Annotated in this window: 15 protein-coding genes and 5 tRNA genes; 12 read left to right on the top strand and 8 right to left on the bottom strand. The window is 55.2% G+C overall.

Features of this window, described 5'->3' with window-relative positions; genetic code table 11:
- The first annotated feature begins 153 nt into the window (after positions 1-153).
- The 11 genes from alaS (at position 154) to luxS (ending at position 8047) form a co-directional block, all read left to right on the top strand.
- Complete coding sequence (gene alaS, locus OOJ60_RS06350) at positions 154-2781, top strand: alanine--tRNA ligase (RefSeq protein ID WP_205612264.1); 2628 nt, start codon at positions 154-156, stop codon at positions 2779-2781.
- Positions 2782-3144: 363 nt separating this feature from the next.
- A complete protein-coding gene (gene csrA / locus OOJ60_RS06345; RefSeq protein WP_000906486.1) occupies positions 3145-3330 on the top strand; it encodes a carbon storage regulator CsrA in 186 nt (61 codons plus the stop codon).
- 304 nt (positions 3331-3634) lie between these two features.
- Positions 3635-3727: transfer RNA gene (locus tag OOJ60_RS06340), tRNA-Ser, on the top strand.
- A gap of 3 nt (positions 3728-3730) precedes the next feature.
- A tRNA-Arg gene (locus OOJ60_RS06335) sits at positions 3731-3807 on the top strand.
- A 194-nt stretch (positions 3808-4001) separates the two neighbouring features.
- A tRNA-Arg gene (locus OOJ60_RS06330) sits at positions 4002-4078 on the top strand.
- A 194-nt stretch (positions 4079-4272) separates the two neighbouring features.
- Positions 4273-4349: transfer RNA gene (locus tag OOJ60_RS06325), tRNA-Arg, on the top strand.
- 62 nt (positions 4350-4411) lie between these two features.
- Positions 4412-4488 (top strand) — tRNA-Arg (locus OOJ60_RS06320).
- 269 nt (positions 4489-4757) lie between these two features.
- Positions 4758-5324, top strand: coding sequence for a fructose-1-phosphate/6-phosphogluconate phosphatase (yqaB, locus tag OOJ60_RS06315; RefSeq protein ID WP_205612263.1), 567 nt, complete (start codon positions 4758-4760; stop codon positions 5322-5324).
- Positions 5321-5749, top strand: coding sequence for a YqaA family protein (locus OOJ60_RS06310; RefSeq protein ID WP_042288542.1), 429 nt, complete (start codon positions 5321-5323; stop codon positions 5747-5749). The genes yqaB and OOJ60_RS06310 overlap by 4 nt, the downstream gene beginning before the upstream one ends.
- Positions 5750-5825: 76 nt before the next feature.
- Entirely contained in the window at positions 5826-7382 is a 1557-nt protein-coding gene (gshA, locus tag OOJ60_RS06305) for a glutamate--cysteine ligase (protein ID WP_205612262.1), read from the top strand.
- Between the two features lie 149 nt (positions 7383-7531).
- Positions 7532-8047 carry an S-ribosylhomocysteine lyase gene (gene luxS / locus OOJ60_RS06300; RefSeq protein ID WP_060569134.1) on the top strand — a complete coding sequence of 172 codons (516 nt, stop codon included), beginning with the start codon at positions 7532-7534 and terminating at the stop codon, positions 8045-8047.
- 101 nt (positions 8048-8148) lie between these two features.
- Here the strand turns inward: luxS and emrB are convergent, their stop codons facing one another.
- The 4 genes from emrB to OOJ60_RS06280 form a co-directional block, all read right to left on the bottom strand.
- Complete coding sequence (gene emrB / locus OOJ60_RS06295) at positions 8149-9687, bottom strand: multidrug efflux MFS transporter permease subunit EmrB (RefSeq protein WP_042288532.1); 1539 nt, start codon at positions 9685-9687, stop codon at positions 8149-8151.
- A 16-nt stretch (positions 9688-9703) separates the two neighbouring features.
- A complete protein-coding gene (gene emrA, locus OOJ60_RS06290) occupies positions 9704-10876 on the bottom strand; it encodes a multidrug efflux MFS transporter periplasmic adaptor subunit EmrA (protein WP_200035397.1) in 1173 nt (390 codons plus the stop codon).
- Positions 10877-10999: 123 nt separating this feature from the next.
- The gene (mprA, locus tag OOJ60_RS06285) at positions 11000-11530 is read right to left on the bottom strand and encodes a transcriptional repressor MprA (RefSeq protein WP_042288528.1); all 531 of its coding nucleotides are present in this window, start codon (positions 11528-11530) and stop codon (positions 11000-11002) included.
- Positions 11531-11911: 381 nt separating this feature from the next.
- A complete protein-coding gene (locus OOJ60_RS06280) occupies positions 11912-13096 on the bottom strand; it encodes an MFS transporter (RefSeq protein WP_042288525.1) in 1185 nt (394 codons plus the stop codon).
- Between the two features lie 211 nt (positions 13097-13307).
- Here OOJ60_RS06280 and OOJ60_RS06275 point away from each other — a divergent pair, with 211 nt between their 5' ends.
- Positions 13308-14708: a DUF1996 domain-containing protein gene (locus OOJ60_RS06275; protein ID WP_205612261.1), complete on the top strand. Its 1401-nt coding sequence runs from the start codon at positions 13308-13310 to the stop codon at positions 14706-14708.
- A gap of 52 nt (positions 14709-14760) precedes the next feature.
- Here OOJ60_RS06275 and proX read toward each other — a convergent pair whose 3' ends face one another.
- The 4 genes from proX to nrdF all read right to left on the bottom strand — a co-directional run bounded on the left by proX (position 14761) and on the right by nrdF (position 19339).
- Positions 14761-15756: a glycine betaine/L-proline ABC transporter substrate-binding protein ProX gene (proX, locus tag OOJ60_RS06270; protein WP_205612260.1), complete on the bottom strand. Its 996-nt coding sequence runs from the start codon at positions 15754-15756 to the stop codon at positions 14761-14763.
- A 9-nt stretch (positions 15757-15765) separates the two neighbouring features.
- On the bottom strand, positions 15766-16830 hold the full coding sequence (proW, locus tag OOJ60_RS06265; protein WP_205612259.1) for a glycine betaine/L-proline ABC transporter permease ProW: 1065 nt from the start codon (positions 16828-16830) through the stop codon (positions 15766-15768).
- Positions 16823-18025 carry a glycine betaine/L-proline ABC transporter ATP-binding protein ProV gene (gene proV / locus OOJ60_RS06260; protein ID WP_060569138.1) on the bottom strand — a complete coding sequence of 401 codons (1203 nt, stop codon included), beginning with the start codon at positions 18023-18025 and terminating at the stop codon, positions 16823-16825. Before proV ends, proW begins: the two co-directional genes overlap by 8 nt.
- A 354-nt stretch (positions 18026-18379) precedes the next feature.
- Complete coding sequence (nrdF, locus tag OOJ60_RS06255; protein ID WP_042288515.1) at positions 18380-19339, bottom strand: class 1b ribonucleoside-diphosphate reductase subunit beta; 960 nt, start codon at positions 19337-19339, stop codon at positions 18380-18382.
- Between the last annotated feature and the right edge of the window lie 5 nt (positions 19340-19344).

Below are 19344 nucleotides of genomic sequence, written 5' to 3'. Positions count from 1 at the left end.
GGCGTGGGTTGCTTTGCGGTAACCTGCGTTCGCGACGAATATTCCTTAAATACACAACGTCATTCAAGCCGCATCAGGGCGGCAGGCGAGGAAGCTCGCAGCCAGTACAGAGGCGGTTTGAAAGATGACGTGTAGCTTGATTTCAGGATAATTATGAGCAAGAGCACCGCTGAGATCCGTCAGGCGTTTCTCGACTTTTTCCATAGTAAGGGACATCAGGTAGTTGCCAGCAGCTCCCTGGTACCAAACAATGACCCCACTTTGTTGTTTACCAACGCCGGGATGAATCAGTTCAAGGATGTTTTCCTTGGCCTCGACAAGCGTAATTATTCCCGCGCGACCACTTCCCAGCGCTGCGTGCGCGCGGGCGGTAAGCACAATGACCTGGAAAACGTCGGTTACACTGCGCGTCACCACACCTTCTTCGAAATGCTGGGCAACTTCAGCTTCGGCGACTATTTCAAACACGATGCCATCCAGTATGCATGGGAACTGCTGACCGGTGAAAACTGGTTCGCCCTGCCGAAAGAGCGTCTGTGGGTGACCGTCTATGAAACAGACGACGAAGCCTATGAAATCTGGGAAAAAGAAGTCGGTATTCCACGCGAACGCATTATTCGCATTGGCGACAATAAAGGTGCGGCCTATGCGTCCGACAACTTCTGGCAGATGGGTGATACCGGTCCATGCGGTCCGTGCACCGAGATCTTCTACGACCACGGCGATCACATTTGGGGGGGGCCTCCGGGCAGCCCGGAAGAAGACGGCGATCGCTACATTGAGATCTGGAATATCGTCTTTATGCAGTTTAACCGCCAGGCTGACGGCACAATGGAGCCGCTGCCGAAGCCGTCAGTCGATACCGGTATGGGGCTGGAACGTATTGCCGCGGTTCTGCAACACGTTAACTCGAACTATGAAATCGACCTGTTCCGCACGCTGATTGAGGCGGTGGCGAAAGTGACCGGCGCCACCGACCTGAGCAACAAGTCGCTGCGCGTTATCGCCGACCACATTCGTTCCTGCGCATTCCTGATCGCCGATGGCGTGATGCCGTCGAACGAAAACCGCGGCTACGTGCTGCGCCGCATCATTCGTCGTGCGGTGCGCCATGGCAACATGCTTGGCGCGAAAGAGACGTTCTTCTACAAGCTGGTCGGTCCGCTGATTGACGTCATGGGATCGGCGGGTGAAGAATTGAAGCGCCAGCAGGCTCAGGTTGAGCAGGTGCTGAAAACCGAAGAAGAGCAATTTGCCCGTACTCTGGAGCGCGGTCTGGCGCTGTTGGACGAAGAACTGGCGAAGTTGACGGGCGACACGCTGGACGGTGAAACGGCTTTCCGTCTGTACGATACCTACGGCTTCCCGGTTGACCTGACGGCAGACGTTTGCCGCGAGCGCAACATCAAAGTGGATGAAGCGGGTTTTGAAGCGGCGATGGAAGAACAACGGCGTCGCGCCCGTGAAGCCAGCGGCTTTGGCGCTGACTATAACGCGATGATCCGCGTAGACAGCGCGTCTGAGTTTAAAGGCTACGACCATCTGGAACTGAACGGCAAGGTCACCGCACTGTTTGTGGATGGCAAAGCGGTTGACGTAATCAACGCCGGTCAGGACGCGGTTGTGGTTCTGGACCAGACGCCATTCTATGCCGAGTCCGGCGGTCAGGTTGGTGATAAAGGCGAACTGAAAGGCGCAGGCTTTGCCTTTGCTGTCAGCGACACGCAAAAATATGGTCAGGCGATCGGTCATCTCGGCACGTTGTCTGCGGGTTCTCTGAAAGTGGGCGATGCAGTACAGGCTGACGTGGACGAAGCGCGTCGCGATCGTATTCGTCTGAATCACTCGGCGACGCACCTGATGCACGCCGCGCTGCGCCAGGTTTTGGGCACGCACGTTGCGCAGAAAGGTTCGCTGGTGAACGATAAACTGCTGCGTTTTGATTTTTCTCATAACGAAGCGATGAAACCGTCGGAGATTCGTGCGGTCGAAGATCTGGTGAATGCGCAGATCCGCCGTAACCTGCCGGTGGAAACAAATGTGATGGATCTGGACGCCGCTAAAGCGAAAGGCGCGATGGCGCTGTTTGGTGAGAAATATGACGAGCGTGTTCGCGTGCTGAGCATGGGCGATTTCTCTACCGAGCTTTGCGGTGGTACGCACGCCAGTCGCACCGGTGACATTGGCTTGTTCCGTATTGTTTCCGAGTCGGGTACCGCAGCGGGCGTTCGTCGTATCGAAGCGGTAACGGGTGAAGGCGCCATTGCTTCCGTTCACGCTCAAAGCGATCGTTTAAGCGAAATTGCGCATCTGCTGAAGGGCGACAGCCAGAATCTGGGCGATAAAGTTCGTTCCGTACTGGAACGTACCCGTCAACTGGAGAAAGAGCTTCAGCAGCTGAAAGAACAGGCTGCCGCGCAGGAAAGTGCGAATCTTTCCAGCAAGGCGGTTGATATCAATGGCGTTAAGCTGTTGGTGAGTGAGCTTGCCGGCGTCGAGCCGAAAATGCTGCGTACCATGGTTGATGATCTGAAAAATCAGCTGGGTTCCACCATTATCGTGCTGGCTACGGCGGCAGAAGGTAAGGTTTCTCTGATTGCTGGCGTGTCTAAGGACGTGACCGACCGTGTCAAAGCAGGGGAACTGGTAGGTATGGTCGCTCAGCAGGTGGGCGGTAAGGGTGGTGGTCGTCCGGACATGGCGCAAGCCGGTGGTACGGACGCGGCTGCTCTGCCTGCAGCGTTAGCCAGTGTGCAAGCCTGGGTCAGCGCAAAACTATAAAATATATACACAAAATCATTCATGCTACGTCAAGGCGGCAAGTGAATGCGTCCCGGGAGCGAACAGCGAGTAGGCGACCGGGGGAAATGCGCGCTGCCAACGCAGAGGCAGCTTGAAGGATGAGGTGTATAAGCGTTAGCCGATGCCGCGGACAGGTACTCCGCGGCGTTTGCATCAACGTTGTCGACAACGATAAAGTCAGGTTGAAGTTGTGTATATCGGCTAAACTTAGGTTTAACAGAATGTGATGCCGTGACTGCTTACATGTAATGTGTTTGTCATCGCTTACTTTTTGGCGTTATATGATGGATAATGCCGGGATACAGAGAGACCCGACTCTTTTAATCTTTCAAGGAGCAAAGAATGCTGATTCTGACTCGTCGAGTTGGTGAGACCCTCATGATTGGCGATGAGGTCACCGTGACAGTTTTAGGGGTGAAGGGCAACCAGGTACGCATCGGCGTAAACGCCCCGAAAGAAGTTTCTGTCCATCGTGAAGAGATCTACCAGCGTATCCAGGCTGAAAAATCCCAGCAGTCCAGTTACTAAGGTTTCCGCGTCTCATCTGGATGGGTGAGACGCAACCTGTCCTTCCTGTGTTTTCCTTGTTTTCTATCTCTATCATCTGAGCGTGTTCCTGGGGCTGTCGGGGCAGCCAGAGTCCATGTAAACCGATTTGTTTGTTGATAAAACACCCTTTTTGCCGTTTTTGCAGACTAATTGAGCGTGAAGTGTGCAAACGATAAAAGCGCAGGAAAAATTGTTTGACTTATAAGTCCCAGAAAGTAATATGTGCGCCACGCAGCGACGATGAGCAGAAACATGTTCTTCGACGCACTCGTAAGAGGCGTGTGGTGAGGTGGCCGAGAGGCTGAAGGCGCTCCCCTGCTAAGGGAGTATGCGGTCAAAAGCTGCATCCGGGGTTCGAATCCCCGCCTCACCGCCATTTGCATCCGTAGCTCAGCTGGATAGAGTACTCGGCTACGAACCGAGCGGTCGGAGGTTCGAATCCTCCCGGATGCACCATCTTCTCCGAGACAATAGTCACGCTGTTGTTTCAGGGGCTGCGGATTTACCGCAAGCACCAGGGAGGATAACGTTGCCTAAGCAACGGCCCGAAGGGCGAGGTGAAGCCGAGTCATCCTCCCGGATGCACCATCTCTTACTGGATACAACGTCAGTCGTCGTATCAGTATCGGCAGTAAAGCAAGTTTTCCGATGCATCCGTAGCTCAGCTGGATAGAGTACTCGGCTACGAACCGAGCGGTCGGAGGTTCGAATCCTCCCGGATGCACCATCTTCTCCGAAACAATAGCCACGCTGTTGTTTCAGGGACTGCGGATTTACCGCAAGCACCAGAGAGGATAACGTTGCCCAGGCAACGGCCCGAAAGGCGAGGCGAAGCCGAGTCATCCTCCCGGATGCACCATTCCTTGCTTGATATAACGCCAGCCGTCATATCAATATCGGCAGTAAAATAAGTTTTCCGATGCATCCGTAGCTCAGCTGGATAGAGTACTCGGCTACGAACCGAGCGGTCGGAGGTTCGAATCCTCCCGGATGCACCATTCCTTGCTTGATATAACGCCAGCCGTCATATCAGTATCGGCAGTAAAGCAAGTTTTCCGATGCATCCGTAGCTCAGCTGGATAGAGTACTCGGCTACGAACCGAGCGGTCGGAGGTTCGAATCCTCCCGGATGCACCATCTTCTCCGAAACAATAACCACGCTGTTGTTTCAGGGGCTGCGGATTTACCGTAAGCACCAGGGAGGATAACGTTGCTTAAGCAATGGCCCGAAGGGCGAGGCGCAGCCGAGTCATCCTCCCGGATGCACCATCTTCTCTGAGATAATCCCCATACTTCCCGTTTTAATTGTTTCTTCTTCCCTGAACAATCCTCACTTTCGCCGTCAGCGACAAAATCCCGCCATTACGATAAAATAACGTCTGGTTTCTACGGTTTGCGAGAACACAATGTACGAACGTTATGCGGGTCTGATTTTCGATATGGATGGCACCATCCTGGATACTGAGCCGACACACCGTAAGGCGTGGGACGAAGTATTAGGCCGTTACGGTATGCATTTCGATCTTCAGGCGATGATCGCGCTTAACGGTTCACCGACCTGGCGTATCGCGCAGGCGATCATTGAACTGAACCAGGCGGACCTCGATCCGCACGCATTGGCGCAAGAAAAAACCGCGGCGGTAAAACGCATGTTGCTCGACAGCGTCGAACCCTTGCCGTTGGTCGAGGTTGTGAAGGCATGGCATGGTCGTCGTCCGATGGCGGTTGGCACCGGCAGTGAAAGCGCCGTTGCCGAAGCGTTGCTGGCGCACCTGGGCCTGCGTCGTTATTTTGACGCCGTGATTGCCGCTGACCACGTACTGCGCCATAAACCGGCGCCGGACACCTTTCTTCTCTGCGCAGAACGCATGGGCGTGCCTCCGGCTCGCTGTGTGGTATTTGAAGACGCTGATTTTGGCGTGCAGGCAGCACGCGCCGCAGGCATGGATGTCGTGGATGTGCGTTTGCTGTGAGTGACGTACTGTCGCTCTTCTCTTTGTTCGCCAGCAGTTTTCTCAGTGCGACGCTGTTGCCTGGCAACTCTGAGGTCGTTCTGGTTGCCATGCTGCTTTCCGGGATTTCTCATCCCTGGGTCTTAGTCATAACAGCAACAATGGGTAATAGCCTTGGAGGGCTAACTAACGTTATCCTTGGGCGTTTCTTTCCGCTACGCAAAACATCGCGCTGGCAGGAGAAAGCAACAGGCTGGCTTAATCGCTATGGCGCGGTGGCGCTATTATTAAGCTGGATGCCGGTAGTGGGCGATTTACTGTGCCTGTTAGCGGGGTGGATGCGCCTCCCGTGGGGACCAGTGCTCTTTTTTTTATGCCTTGGCAAAGCGCTGCGCTATATTGTCGTCGCGGCTGCAACCATTCAGGGCTCTTTATGGTGGCACTAATTGTGCCTGGAATAGCCTTCAGGGCAACCACTACAATTATGCTAATTAAAACGATTTTGACAGGCGGGAGGTCAATTTGATCCCGGACGTATCACAGGCTCTGACCTGGCTGGAAAGACATCCTCAGGCTCTAAAAGGCATACAGCGCGGGCTGGAGCGCGAAACGCTGCGCGTGAATGCTGACGGTACCCTGGCGACAACGGGGCATCCGGAAGCGCTGGGCTCGGCGCTGACGCATAAATGGATCACCACGGATTTTGCCGAAGCGCTGCTGGAATTCATTACGCCGGTGGACGGTGACATTCAGCATATGCTGACGTTCATGCGCGATCTGCACCGCTATACCGCCAGAAAACTGGGCGATGAGCGCATGTGGCCGCTGAGTATGCCTTGTTACATCGCGGAAGGGCAGGATATCGAACTGGCGCAATACGGCACCTCGAATGTCGGGCGGATGAAAACACTGTACCGCGAAGGGTTGAAAAACCGTTACGGCGCGCTAATGCAGACGATCTCCGGCGTGCATTATAACTTTTCCCTGCCGATGGCGTTCTGGCAGGCGAAGTGCGGCGAGATGGACGGCGAAGCGGCAAAAGAGAAAATCTCGGCTGGCTATTTTCGCCTGATCCGCAACTACTATCGCTTCGGCTGGGTCATTCCGTACCTGTTTGGCGCGTCGCCGGCGATCTGTTCTTCCTTCCTGCAGGGGAAACCGACCACGCTGCCCTTCGAGAAAACCGACTGCGGCATGTACTACCTGCCGTACGCGACCTCGCTGCGTCTGAGCGATCTCGGCTATACCAATAAATCGCAAAGTAATCTCGGTATTACGTTTAACGATCTGCACGACTATGTGGCAGGATTGAAACGCGCGATCAAAACGCCGTCAGAAGAATACGCGGCCATTGGTATCGAGAAAGACGGTAAGCGACTGCAGATCAACAGCAACGTGCTGCAAATCGAAAATGAGCTGTATGTGCCAATCCGTCCCAAACGCGTGACCCGCAGCGGAGAGTCGCCTTCAGACGCACTGCTGCGCGGCGGCATTGAATACATTGAAGTTCGCTCGCTGGATATCAATCCCTTCTCGCCAATTGGCGTTGACGAGCAACAGGTACGCTTCCTCGATCTGTTTATGGTCTGGTGCGTGCTGGCCGACGCGCCGGAGATGAGCAGCGGCGAGCTGCAGTGTACGCGTACCAACTGGAATCGGGTGATCCTGGAAGGGCGCAAGCCGGGGCTGACGCTGGGGATTGGCTGCGAAACCGCGCAGTTCCCGCTGACGAAAGTCGGAAAAGATCTGTTCCGCGATCTCAAACGCGTAGCGCAAACGCTGGACAGCATTCACGGTGGAGAGGATTATCAGAAAGTGTGCGACGAACTGGTCGCCTGTTTTGATAACCCGGAACTGACGTTTTCGGCGCGGATCCTGCGTTCGATGATCGACAACGGGATTGGCGGCACCGGTAAAGCGCTGGGCGAAGCCTGGCGTAATGTGCTGCGCGAAGAGCCGCTGGAGATCTTGCAGGAAGAAGAATTTATCGCTGAACGCGAGGCATCTTTACGGCGTCAACGTGAGGTGGAAGCGGCGGACAGCGAACCCTTTGAACGCTGGCTGGAAAAACAGGCCTGACAGACAAGAAAAAGGCCACTCGTGAGTGGCCAAAATTTCATCTCTGAAATCAGGGATGATGATAACAAATGCGCGTCTTTCATATACTCAGACTCGCCCCGAAACGAAGAGTTCAGTTTATTTTAAAAAATAATATCGGAGGTGGCTAAATGCCGTTGTTAGATAGCTTCACTGTCGATCATACCCGGATGGAAGCACCTGCCGTCCGCGTTGCGAAAACGATGAACACCCCGCACGGCGACGCAATTACCGTGTTTGACCTGCGTTTCTGCATCCCCAACAAAGAGGTGATGCCGGAGAAAGGGATCCACACGCTGGAGCATCTGTTTGCAGGCTTTATGCGTAATCACCTCAACGGTAACGGCGTTGAGATTATCGACATCTCGCCGATGGGCTGCCGCACCGGGTTTTACATGAGTCTGATCGGTACGCCAGACGAGCAGCGCGTGGCGGATGCGTGGAAAGCGGCGATGGCTGACGTACTGAAAGTGCAGGATCAGAATCAGATCCCGGAACTGAACGTCTATCAATGCGGCACGTATCAGATGCATTCCCTGAGCGAAGCGCAGGAGATTGCCCGCCACATTCTGGAGCGCGACGTTCGCGTCAACAGCAACGAAGAACTGGCGCTACCGAAAGAAAAATTGCAGGAGCTGCATATCTAGTTGCGTTGCCGGATAGCAAGGCTACGCGCCTTACCCGGTCGACTACGGATAAACGCCGCCCGGCATAAAAAAGGCCAGTTCAGATGAACTGGCCTTTTTAATCAGTGCGCGCCGCCGCCACCGCCACCTGCGCCGAAGGGCGGTTTGGCGAACCAGACCAGGCCAAGCAATATCAGGAAGATGCCTGCCGACATCCAGAAAATCTCGTTGGCTGAGATGATCAGTCCCTGGTTAGTGATCTGCTGGGCGATCCAGCCTGACGCCTGCTGCTGCGTCATCCCCATGCCCTGAAGCTGATCGTACATTGCCTGGGCGTTCGGGTTATACGGGTTCACCGACTCGGTCAACTGCGCATGGTGCATCGATTCCCGATTGGTCCATAGGGTGGTGGTGATCGAGGTGCCAATGGAGCCTGCCAGCGTTCGCGTAAAGTTCGACAAACTTGATGCCGCCGCCAGGCGTTCAGGCGGCAGTCCCGACAGCGTGATGGTGGTCAGCGGCATAAAGAAGCAGGCCACCGCAAAGCCCTGGATAAACTGCGGCCAGGCCGAAGCGCCAAAGTCCATTCCCGGCTCAAACGTGTAGGCGCGCCAGTAGAAGCAGACGGCGTACATAATGAAGCTGAACGTCACCAGTCTGCGCATATCCAGCTTATGCGCGAAGCGGCCAATAATCGGCGACAGGATCACCGGGATTATCCCAACGGGCGCCGAGGCCAGACCCGCCCACGTCGCAGTATAGCCGTAGACCTCCTGCAAAAGCTGCGGTAGCAACACAATCGCCCCGAAGTAAAGCATGTAGGCAAGGCTGATACACAAACAGCCGATAGTGAAGTTGCGCGACTTAAAGAGCGAGAGATCGACAATGGGGTTATCGTCGGTCAGCTCCCAGACAATCAGGAAGCTAATGGCGACCACCGCCACTACCGTCAGAATGATGATCTCCTGCGAGGCGAACCAGTCCAGCTCTTTGCCCCGGTCGAGCATAATCTGCAAGCTCCCGATACCCACCACCAACAGCGCCAGACCGATGGCGTCAATCCGTCGTTGCTCAGTACGGGTTTCGCGACCGCGCAGGGTTTGCAGCGTCATCAGCACCACCGCGATCCCTATGGGGACGTTGATGAAGAAGATCCAGCCCCAATGGTAGTTGTCACTGATGTAGCCACCCAGAATCGGGCCGCAGATCGGTGCGACGATGACGGTCATCGACCACAGCGCCAGCGCGATAGAACGTTTGGCGGGCGGGTAGTTATTCAGCAGTAAGCTCTGGGAGAGTGGGATCAGCGGCCCGGCGACGATCCCCTGAACCACGCGGAAGAAGATCAGCATGTTCAGGCTGCTGGAGACGCCGCATGCCCACGAGGCGATGGCAAACGCCACCGTAGACCACATGAACAGTTTCACTTCCCCGACGCGCTTCGCCAGCCAGCCCGTAATAGGAATCGAGATGGCGTTCGCCACCCCGAAGGAGGTGATCACCCACGTTCCCTGGCTCAGGGAGGAGCCGAGGTTCCCGGCGATGGTGGGGATCGCCACGTTAGCAATGGTGGAGTCCAGCACCTGCATGAATGTCGCCAGCGACAGCGCAATCGTCATGATGACGAGCTGCGCGCCCTCCAGCGGTTTTTGCTGTTGCATAACACGCACCTCGGAATTAGCCGGCGTTGGCCTGCACAATCTCTTCGATCAGTTTATTCACCGGCGCAAGGTCGATCTCGCGAGCGTTACTTTCCGCAACCGGTGTGCTGCGTACGGTACTTGCCAGTACCTGTCCGTCACGGTTAGCCGTATCGACGGTCACCAGCGTAGATAAACCAATGCGCAGCGGGTGCTGGGCTAACTGCTGCTCGTCCAGTTCGATACGAACCGGTAGACGCTGTACCACTTTGATCCAGTTGCCGGTCGCGTTCTGCGCGGGCAGCAGGGAGAAAGCGCTGCCTGTCCCCATATCGAGACCGACGACCTTACCCGTGTATTTAACGTCATCGCCGTAAATGTCGCTGATCACCGTTGCCGGTTGGCCGATACGCATATGCGCCAGTTGGGTTTCTTTAAAGTTGGCGTCGACCCACAGATTCGTGGCCGGAACAACGGCCATCAACGGCGTTGTCGGGCTGATCTGAGCGCCGGGCTGTACGGCGCGTCGAGAGACATAACCGGTGATCGGGCTAACGATCCGCGTACGTTCAAGCGCCAGCCAGGCATTACGCACTTCGGTCGCCGCCTGCTGAACAGCAGGCTGATCTTCGAGCTTGCTGTTCAGGATCATCGCCTGATTCGCGTTATATTGCTGTATGGCGACGTCAAGCTGCGCCTGGGCGCTGGCAACCGCGTCGCGGGCATGTTGCAGTTCTTCGCGACCAATCAGGTTGGCGTTACCCAGCGGCACGCGACGTTTAAAGTCGCTTTGCGCCTGGGCGAGGGCGGTTTTTTGTACGTCAATGTTCGCCTGCAACTGTTTGCTGTTGATCATCAACTGATGCGTCTGACGAACGCTGGAGGCCAGCGCGGTCTTCGCCTTTTCGAACGCCTGCTTCGCATCCGTCTGGTCGAGGGTGACGAGGACATCGCCCTGTTTGATAAAGTCCGTGTTATCCGCCCAGACTTTCGTCACGCTGCCGGATACCTGCGCCATGATTTGAACCTGGTTCCCTGCCACGTACGCATCATCCGTTTCTTCGAAATGACGCAGTACTAAAAACCAATAGATCCCATATGCCACGGCAATAACGATAAAGAGCAAGGTCAGCAGAATCAGCGTACTTTTACGTTTGCTTTTCTTTTTGACCGGTTGCTGCGGGGTTTGCATCTCCGCATTTGCGCTCATGTTGTTCTCCACGATCTTATTTTTTGTCGGCTTGGCCGAACTGTTTATCAGAAAGGCCAGCACGCGCGGGTGCTGGCCAGTCAGTTTTCTTTCTTAATCTGGATTATTGAGCGAGTCGACGCGTTAGCTCAGCGCCTCAAGAATGGCGCCATCCTGGTCCATCTGATCGAGACGCGTCAGAAGCTTACGGGTGATGTGCTCAAGCTGATCTTTTTCTGCGGTGCTAAGGGAGGACCACAGCTGGTGCAGGCAGTGATGCTGCGGCGGTAACACCTCGCGCAGAAATTCGTGGCCTTTTTCGGTCAACTGCAGGTGCAGGCAACGGCGATCGTTGTCGCTTTCGCGGCGTTCGATCCAGCCGCGCTTTTCCAGTTCATCCGCGATACGCGTTGCGTTAGTACGGGACGAACCCAGCGCACAACTCAGTTCAGAAGGCTGAATGCTGTGGTTTTCCTGAGACTCCAGCGTAATCAACGCCATAAACAACGTCTCGTTAATCCCCTGAGCCTTCAGCATTTTATTGCGGTTTTCCAGCAGCTTGCCCTGCATGTGCATGCAAAGACGGGTGAGCAACACTTCCTGATACGGAAAGTCTTCGTGGCGGCTGGCGCGAAACTTTAGCATTTGTTCAATGGGCGTAAACGAACTATCCATTTGGGCATGACCTCATTAATTTCAGCCGATATAGTAACGACAGTGACAAATAAAGTAAATGTATTATTAAAGCAAAATGATTCTTACGGGTTATAAAATCGCCAGCGCCTCTGGGGCTAATCCGTAGCTCAGGGCACCCGACAATGGGGATAGGAAAACGCGGCGGGCAGGTTACTCATGACGGTGGATAAGCTTTCGGTGAATCCTTCCATGCATGGCGCCGGGTTGGGTTCGGAAAGGGGAGTGGGGCTTTCCATAGAAATTTATGCGATATCACCAATGTTAAAATAACCAGGGTAAATGATTGCTATAACCTTAACAGACTGGGGGGCTCCTTAACACCCTAAGGAGCCGAAACAGAGGTAAACGCTCGCTAACCGATTAATTTGCGGCTTCCTGTCGATGAAATCCTCGCCACCAGACCAACAAGTTGAGTACGGCAACGGTGGTTCCCGCCAGGCACACGCCTGCCCATCCGGCATGTTGCCAGGCAGAGGCTGAAATTAACGAACCGGCGGCGCCGCCGATAAAATAGCTGGTCATATAGCCTGCGGTAAGTCGGTTACGGGCATCCGGGTAGAGCCGGTAAATCACCGTCTGGTTGGTAATGTGTACGCCCTGCACCGTGAGATCCAGCACCAGAATCCCGACGATCAATGCCAGTACCGAGGCGTGCCCCAGCCAGATAGCGAGCCAGGAAAGCAGCAGCAACAGCAAACCGTAGGTGGTGGTGAGATGAGAATGTCCCTTATCGGCGAAGCCGCCCGCCGGACGCGCGCCCAGCGCCCCCGCGGCGCCCGCCAGCCCAAACAGGCCTATCATCCCTTCGGAATAGCTGAACGGCGGCGCCGCCAATAAAAAGGCCATTGATGTCCAGAGGATGCTGAAGTTGGCGAAGGTCAGACAACCCAGCAGCGCGCGCGTGCGCAGCAATTTATCGCGGGTAAACAGGCTGAATACCGAACCGAGCAATTGCGGATAATTGAGATGCGTCTCTGACTTCATTTTTGGCAAGCCGCGCCACAGGGCGACAGCCATCAGCGCCATAAGCGCAGAGGCTACCCAGAATACGGTGCGCCAGCCGCCGAGACTGGCAAGTAAGCCCGCTACCGTCCGCGCCAGCAGGATACCGAGCAACAATCCGCTCATAATCGTGCCGACCACCTTACCACGCTTGTCCGGTGTGGCGAGGGTCGCCGCCAACGGCACCAGAATCTGGGCGACCACCGAAAACAGTCCGGTCAGCGCGGTGCCGAGGATCATCATCGTCAGCGACTGGCTACTGGCGGTAATGAGCATTCCGCCTGCGGCCAGCAGCGTCATCGAGACAATCAGCGTCCGGCGCTCAAACATATCGCCAAGCGGCACCAAAAACAGCAGGCCGGCGGCATAGCCCAACTGTGCGGCGGTGACAATAAATCCCGCAGAGCTGGCAGATAGAGAGAAATTGTTGGCGATGGTGTCGAGCAGCGGCTGCGCATAATAATTGCTGGCAACCGCCAGGCCCGTCGCTACCGACATAAGCACGATCAGCGCCGGGCTAAGCGGGTGAGTATTTTTTGTCATTATGTTTGTTATCGTCAGTCAGGTGATGATTTCCAGGGGAATCAATCATAGCGGAAGTCAATGATTGTTGGCACATCGCGAGGTGATCGATTGTGCGTTTTTCACGAAGCGTAGGGGGAAACCGGCAAACTGAAGAAAATCGGTCGCAAAAACGTTCGGTGGCGGCGCGTCGCTCTGTTACCAATGTTCTTTTTCATCACAGGAGATGACGATGAAACTGAGCACGACGTTGACAGGACTTTCCCTATTGATGACCGCCGCAATAGCGCCCGCGTATGCCGCACCGCAGGCGCATGTGGTATGCGGCTACAGCCACACGCTGGGCGATGACGCCATCATGATGTTTGGCATGCCGAACCAGGCGATGTGGCATGACTTCTTCGGTAATACCCATACCGATGCGGTATCCACTTACCCGACGCTGCGGGCGAAGGAAGAAACCACTTGCGATAATAAAGCGGACAGCTCCGCGTACTGGGCCCCGTCGCTGAAATTGCCGAACGGGACGGTAGTGCCGCCTGCCTATCAAAAAACCTACTATCAGGCCAAAAATACGACAGAGTATCCGCTACATCCGTTTCCGGCGGGACTTTCACTGCTGGCGGGCGATCACCACGGCGCGGCGCCAAATCCCCGCATTACTTTTTTGTGCGCCAACGGGAAAGGCTATACCACCAAAGCCGGAGAAGTATGCGGTCTGCGTAAAGCGGGGGACGCGGTACAGTTCAACATTGGCATCCAGTTTCCAGACTGCTGGGACGGTATTCACCTGAAACCCGGTCATGGTATGCCAAACGCCGCCTATGACAGCAACGGTCAGTGTCCGTCCGGCTATCCGGTGAAAATCCCGACGGTAAACATGAACGTGGCGTATGTGATCCCGGGAATTACGTCGCTGGACACCGCAAAAGCGCAGCTTTCTCTCGACCCGATCATGAACGGCGACGAGCGTGAAGAACGCTGGGGAAGCCTCTACACCGCACATGCCGACTTTATGAACGGCTGGACGGAGGACGGCGCGCGCTTTATGACGGAACTGTGCATGAACAACGGTATGGACTGCGGGCTGAACGTACCGTATCGCTATGAAAAGGCAGTGGCGACGTGGATCAGCAGCGAGCAGCCGGAGACAGTAACCAATGCGGCGGAAAAGCTGCTGATTCAGGATAACTGGCAAAACGGTGGGCGCACGCATAACCCGGAAACCATGACGCTGGTTAAATTCGCGATCCCGGCGCTACCGGCGGGGCAGGATCCGTCATTGTTTAAATATCGCATCCGTATTTATGGCGGCAAGGTCGAGAGCAACGGCGCGGATCAAATCTTCTTCTACCCGACCAGCAGCGACTGGGATCCGCACAGTGTCACCTGGCAAAATCGCCCGGCCTGTCACTATCGTTCAGATGCCGTCTTGTATCTTAATAACGCGAAAGAATACCGGATGGTGGACGTGGACAAAGCCGTGCGCAAGGCGCTGGCCGAGGGGAAAACGGAAATCGCGTGGTATATCGGCGGCGATCGCCAGGGGAATCATTATCAGTTCAACAATGCAGACACACGGGAAAGCCTGGTGCTCATGCTGACGGGCTATAAAAAGACGCCGGAGAGATAATTGCCTGTGCCGGATAAGGGGCCTGAGCACCTTATCCGGCAAGAGGTAAGCCTTACTTCTGTGCGGCCAGCGCGTCGCTCACCCAGCCGTCAAACTGCTGCTGGTGGGCTTTGATCCAGCCGTCCACATGACCCTGAACGTCGGCTTCTGAGGCTTTACCCGCATGCATCATCGCGTTTTGCGCGTTGATGTCCGCCAGCGGCAGCTTCATGATCGCGAACAGTTTCGCCGCCGCCGGGTTTTTCTCGGCCCAGGCTTTGTTGGCGACGATGTGCATGGTGTTCACCGGGAAGCCATAGTTCGCACCATTAGGCAATTTGGTATCAATGTCCTTCTGCTCGCCTGGCAGGGAAGAGAACGGCACCTGCAGCCAGACCACATCTTTGCCCGGCTTCATAACGTCGCTCACCCAGTATGGCGTCCAGGTATAATACAGAATCGGTTTGCCCTCTTTAAATCGGGTGATGGTGTCGGCCATCATCGCCGCATAGTTACCGTGGCTGACCTCAACGGTTTTTTCCAGATCGAACGCTGTGTTCTGGTGATTAATTACTGCTTCACAGCCCCAGCCCGGCGAGCAGCCCATCATGTCCGCTTTTCCGTCGCCGTTGGTGTCAAAAATCTTTGCAATCTTCGGATCTTTTAACTGGGCGATATTGGTGATGTTGTACTGCTCGGCGGTTTTCTTATCGATCAGATACCCTTGCGCCGCGCCGGTAACAAAGACTCCCTCGCGATAAAACTTCTTGTCGCCGCCTGCTGCGGCATACATATCATCATGCAGCGGCTGCCAGTTCACGGCGGTAAAGGTGGCATCGCCAGAGGCGATGGAGGTGTAGCCGACGTTATAGTCGACCTCGCTCGGCTTGCTGACGGTGTAACCCAGTTTTTCCAGCGCGCGGCTCACCAGCAGCGTCTGGAAGGTTTCTTCGGTGATGGTGCTCTGTACCGGTTGAACGGTAATGCCTTTGCCCGGCAGGTCAGCCGCGAACGTGCTGGTAGAGACAAGGGTGGCAAACGCTGTGGCAAAAAGTACGCTATGTCGCATCGTTGTTCCTTATTTTGTAAATGGGCGGGTAAGTAACCCGACAGGGCCGGTGGTATACCAGCGACGGTTGCCGCGACTGCGGGAATCGCGACCGACGGCCTGAGTCAGGCGGTCAAGAATAATGGCGAGGATCACAATCCCCACCCCGCCGACGGTCGCCAGCCCCATATCGAGACGGCCAATACCGCGCAGCACCATCTGACCCAGACCGCCGACGGCAATCATCGAGGCGATAACCACCATCGACAGCGCCAGCATCAGCGTCTGGTTGACGCCAGCCATAATGGTCGGCATCGCCAGCGGTAACTGAACCTTAAACAGCATCTGCCGCGGGCTGGCGCCGAACGAACGTGATGCCTCGATCAGGTCCGCCGGCACCTGGTTGATGCCAAGAATCGTCAGACGGACAATAGGCGGCAGCGCAAAGATAATGGTTACTACCACGCCTGGCACGTTGCCGATACCAAACAGCATCACAATCGGCACCAGGTACACGAACGCCGGCGTGGTCTGCATGGCGTCGAGCAGTGGCCGGACGATCTTCGCCGCACGCGGACTGCGCGCCAGCCAGATCCCCATCGGCAGGCCAATCGCCACGCAGAACAGCAGGGCGGTCAGTACCAACGCCAGGGTAATCATCGCCTGCGACCAGGCGCCGATCGCGCCGATCGCGATCAGCGAGATCAGCGTCGCCACGCCCATCCCAACGCCGGAGATCTGCCAGGCGAGCAGGGCGAAAATAACAATCGCTACCGGCGCGGGCATACCCAGCAGCAGTTGCTGAAAGCCGTTAAGAATGTAATCCACCGGGACACGTATGCCCTGGAAAACGGGACGGAAATGGGTTACGACCCAGTCGATCCCGTGCGTGACCCAGCTGTCGAGCGGGATCAGGGTTTTATGGAACGGATCCAGAATAGAAAAATGCTCTGGCGCCGGTGCGGGCACGCTGGTCAGCCAGTCTGCGCCACCGCCGTCGGTCGGCGTGCTGGCCGCCGAGCCCCAGGCGTCGGCGGACTGAGCGGCGCTATCGGCCGCCGGTGCGGTATCCCACGGATTCGATTGATCAGCCATTATTTGCCCCCTCGCGATCTAAAGCCTGTAGCAGCATGCGTTTTGAAATGATGCCGACATACTGTTGTTCTTCATCGACAACCGGCACCGCGCACGGCGCCTGTCCAACATGAGAGAGCAACTCGCTAAGCGGAGTTTGCGCATCAACGGCCAGCGGTTCGTCAATTAACGCGCCTTCGATCCCCTGAGTCTGGCTTAATGCGCTTTTTAATGAGTCGATGGAAACCACACCCACATATTTATTTCCGCGCTCAATTACGTAGCCAAATTCCCGGTCTTCATCCTGCAATAATTTCAGTGCCGAACGCGGGCCGAAACCTGGCGTTTTACGAATCAGCCCCACCGGACTGCGACGGGCAATATCTTTCGCGCTAAACACCTGGCTAATATCAACGCCACGGAAGAATGTGCGCACATAATCATTGGCCGGATTATTGAGAATTTCGTCCGGTGTACCGACCTGGACCACTTCGCCATTTTGCATAATGGCGATACGGTCGCCAATGCGCATCGCTTCGTCGAGATCGTGGGAAATAAACACAATTGTGCGCTGATGCTTTGCCTGCAGTTTGACCAGTTCATCCTGCATTTCGGTACGAATTAACGGGTCGAGGGCGGAGAAGGCCTCGTCCATTAATAAAATGTCAGGGTTAATGGCTAATGCGCGGGCCAGACCAACACGCTGACGCATGCCGCCGGAAAGTTCGTCCGGCCAGGCGTGCGCGTAATTCTCCAGACCGACCTGGCGTAAGGCGTCCAGCGCTTTTTCCCGGCGTTCCTCGGCGGAGACGCCGGCTAATTCCATGCCGAAAGCCGTATTATCCAGCACGGTCATATGCGGCATCAGCGCAAATGACTGGAAGACCATCGCAATCTTTTTTCTGCGCACCTCGCGAAGTTCAGCTTCGGATATTTTTGCAATATCCACGCCGTCGATCAGTACCTGTCCGCGGGTGGGTTCAATCAGGCGATTGAGAAGGCGTACCATTGTGGATTTACCCGAACCGGATAATCCCATGATGACAAATATCTCGCCTTCTTCAATGGCCAGACTGGCGTCTTTTACGCCAAGCGATAGCCCTGTTTTTTCCAGAATTTGCTCTTTCGAAAGTCCTTTTTCAATATACTTGAAGGCGCGTTGCGGATGCTCTCCAAATACCTTGTATAGATTCTTAACTTCTAATTTAATTGCCATGCAATAGAAAGATTCCTGTTATTTATTTATGTCGATATGTTACCTGATAGAAATAGTCACTTTTTTCTACCCTAACATACTGAGAATCTGAGACAACCCTGAATGTGTGAATTGGTGAAATAGCCCCAGGGGGAATTTGCCGGAATTCCCCGTGATATAAGGGCTGATCGCAAGTGTAAAAAAATGATATTTGTTGACACGGACAGGCAAAATTCGCCTGGATGAGGAAGCATTCAGGCGAATAAGGCATCAGTGAATGAGTGTAGTTCACTCGACGATATTTGTGTGATAAAAACGCGATCCGTAAAAAATATTTACCCGAAAACTGTCGGGCTATTTTTAAGATAATTTGCGTTAAAAATTCCAGTCTTCATCTTCGGTTTCGACGGCTTTGCCCATGACGTAGGACGAGCCTGAACCGGAGAAAAAGTCATGGTTTTCATCCGCGTTTGGCGACAGCGCCGCGAGAATCGCCGGGTTAACCTCCGCCATCTCTGCCGGAAACAGCGCGTCATAGCCGAGGTTCATCAGCGCCTTATTGGCGTTGTAGCAGAGAAACGCTTTCACGTCCTCCGCCCAGCCGGTGTCGGCATACAGTTCTTCGGTATAGCGGACTTCGTTGTCGTACAGATCCATCAGTAAATCCAGCGCGAAGTTCTTCAGTTCTTCACGCGTCGGTTCCGGCAGTTTCTCCAGCCCTTTCTGGTACTTATAGCCTATGTAATAGCCATGCACCGCCTCGTCGCGGATGATGAGGCGGATCAGATCGGCGGTGTTGGTCAGTTTGCCGCGGCTGGAGAAATACATTGGCAGCCAGAAGCCGGAATAGAACAGAAAAGACTCAAGAAAAACACTGGCAATCTTCTTTTTCAGCGGTTCGCCGTGGGCGTAATGCGCCAGAATAATCTGCGCTTTGCGCTGGAGCGGCGCGTTTTCTTCACTCCACGCGTAGGCGGCATCGACATCTTTCGTCTGACAGAGCGTCGAGAAGATTGAGCTGTAGGAGCGGGCATGCACGGCTTCCATAAAGCTGATGTTCGACAGCACCGCCTCCTCGTGTGGGGTGAGGGAATCGGCCATCAGCGACGGCGCGCCAGCGATATTCTGAATGGTGTCGAGCAGCGTCAGCCCGGTAAAGACGCGGATAGTGAGCTGTTGCTCCGCCGGGCTTAAACTTTGCCATGCCGGAATATCGTTCGACAGCGGCACCTTTTCCGGCAACCAGAAGTTGCTGGTCAGGCGATTCCACACTTCCAGATCTTTGTCATCCTGAATCTTGTTCCAGTTAATGGCGCTCACGCGTGTTAATGTCATTCCGC

This window comes from Citrobacter sp. R4 (genome assembly GCF_026719175.1).
GTDB lineage: Bacteria > Pseudomonadota > Gammaproteobacteria > Enterobacterales > Enterobacteriaceae > Citrobacter_A > Citrobacter_A sedlakii.
Note: the sequence above shows the minus strand (reverse complement) of the source record. Positions and strands in the feature narration are given on the sequence as shown.

Coding starts and splice junctions, on each gene's coding strand:
- alaS (WP_205612264.1), top strand. CDS start 154: ATGAGCAAGAGCACCGCTGAGATCCGTCAGGCGTTTCTCGACTTTTTC.
- csrA (WP_000906486.1), top strand. CDS start 3,145: ATGCTGATTCTGACTCGTCGAGTTGGTGAGACCCTCATGATTGGCGAT.
- yqaB (WP_205612263.1), top strand. CDS start 4,758: ATGTACGAACGTTATGCGGGTCTGATTTTCGATATGGATGGCACCATC.
- luxS (WP_060569134.1), top strand. CDS start 7,532: ATGCCGTTGTTAGATAGCTTCACTGTCGATCATACCCGGATGGAAGCA.
- emrB (WP_042288532.1), bottom strand. CDS start 9,687: ATGCAACAGCAAAAACCGCTGGAGGGCGCGCAGCTCGTCATCATGACG.
- emrA (WP_200035397.1), bottom strand. CDS start 10,876: ATGAGCGCAAATGCGGAGATGCAAACCCCGCAGCAACCGGTCAAAAAG.
- mprA (WP_042288528.1), bottom strand. CDS start 11,530: ATGGATAGTTCGTTTACGCCCATTGAACAAATGCTAAAGTTTCGCGCC.
- OOJ60_RS06280 (WP_042288525.1), bottom strand. CDS start 13,096: ATGACAAAAAATACTCACCCGCTTAGCCCGGCGCTGATCGTGCTTATG.
- OOJ60_RS06275 (WP_205612261.1), top strand. CDS start 13,308: ATGAAACTGAGCACGACGTTGACAGGACTTTCCCTATTGATGACCGCC.
- proX (WP_205612260.1), bottom strand. CDS start 15,756: ATGCGACATAGCGTACTTTTTGCCACAGCGTTTGCCACCCTTGTCTCT.
- proW (WP_205612259.1), bottom strand. CDS start 16,830: ATGGCTGATCAATCGAATCCGTGGGATACCGCACCGGCGGCCGATAGC.
- proV (WP_060569138.1), bottom strand. CDS start 18,025: ATGGCAATTAAATTAGAAGTTAAGAATCTATACAAGGTATTTGGAGAG.
- nrdF (WP_042288515.1), bottom strand. CDS start 19,339: ATGACATTAACACGCGTGAGCGCCATTAACTGGAACAAGATTCAGGAT.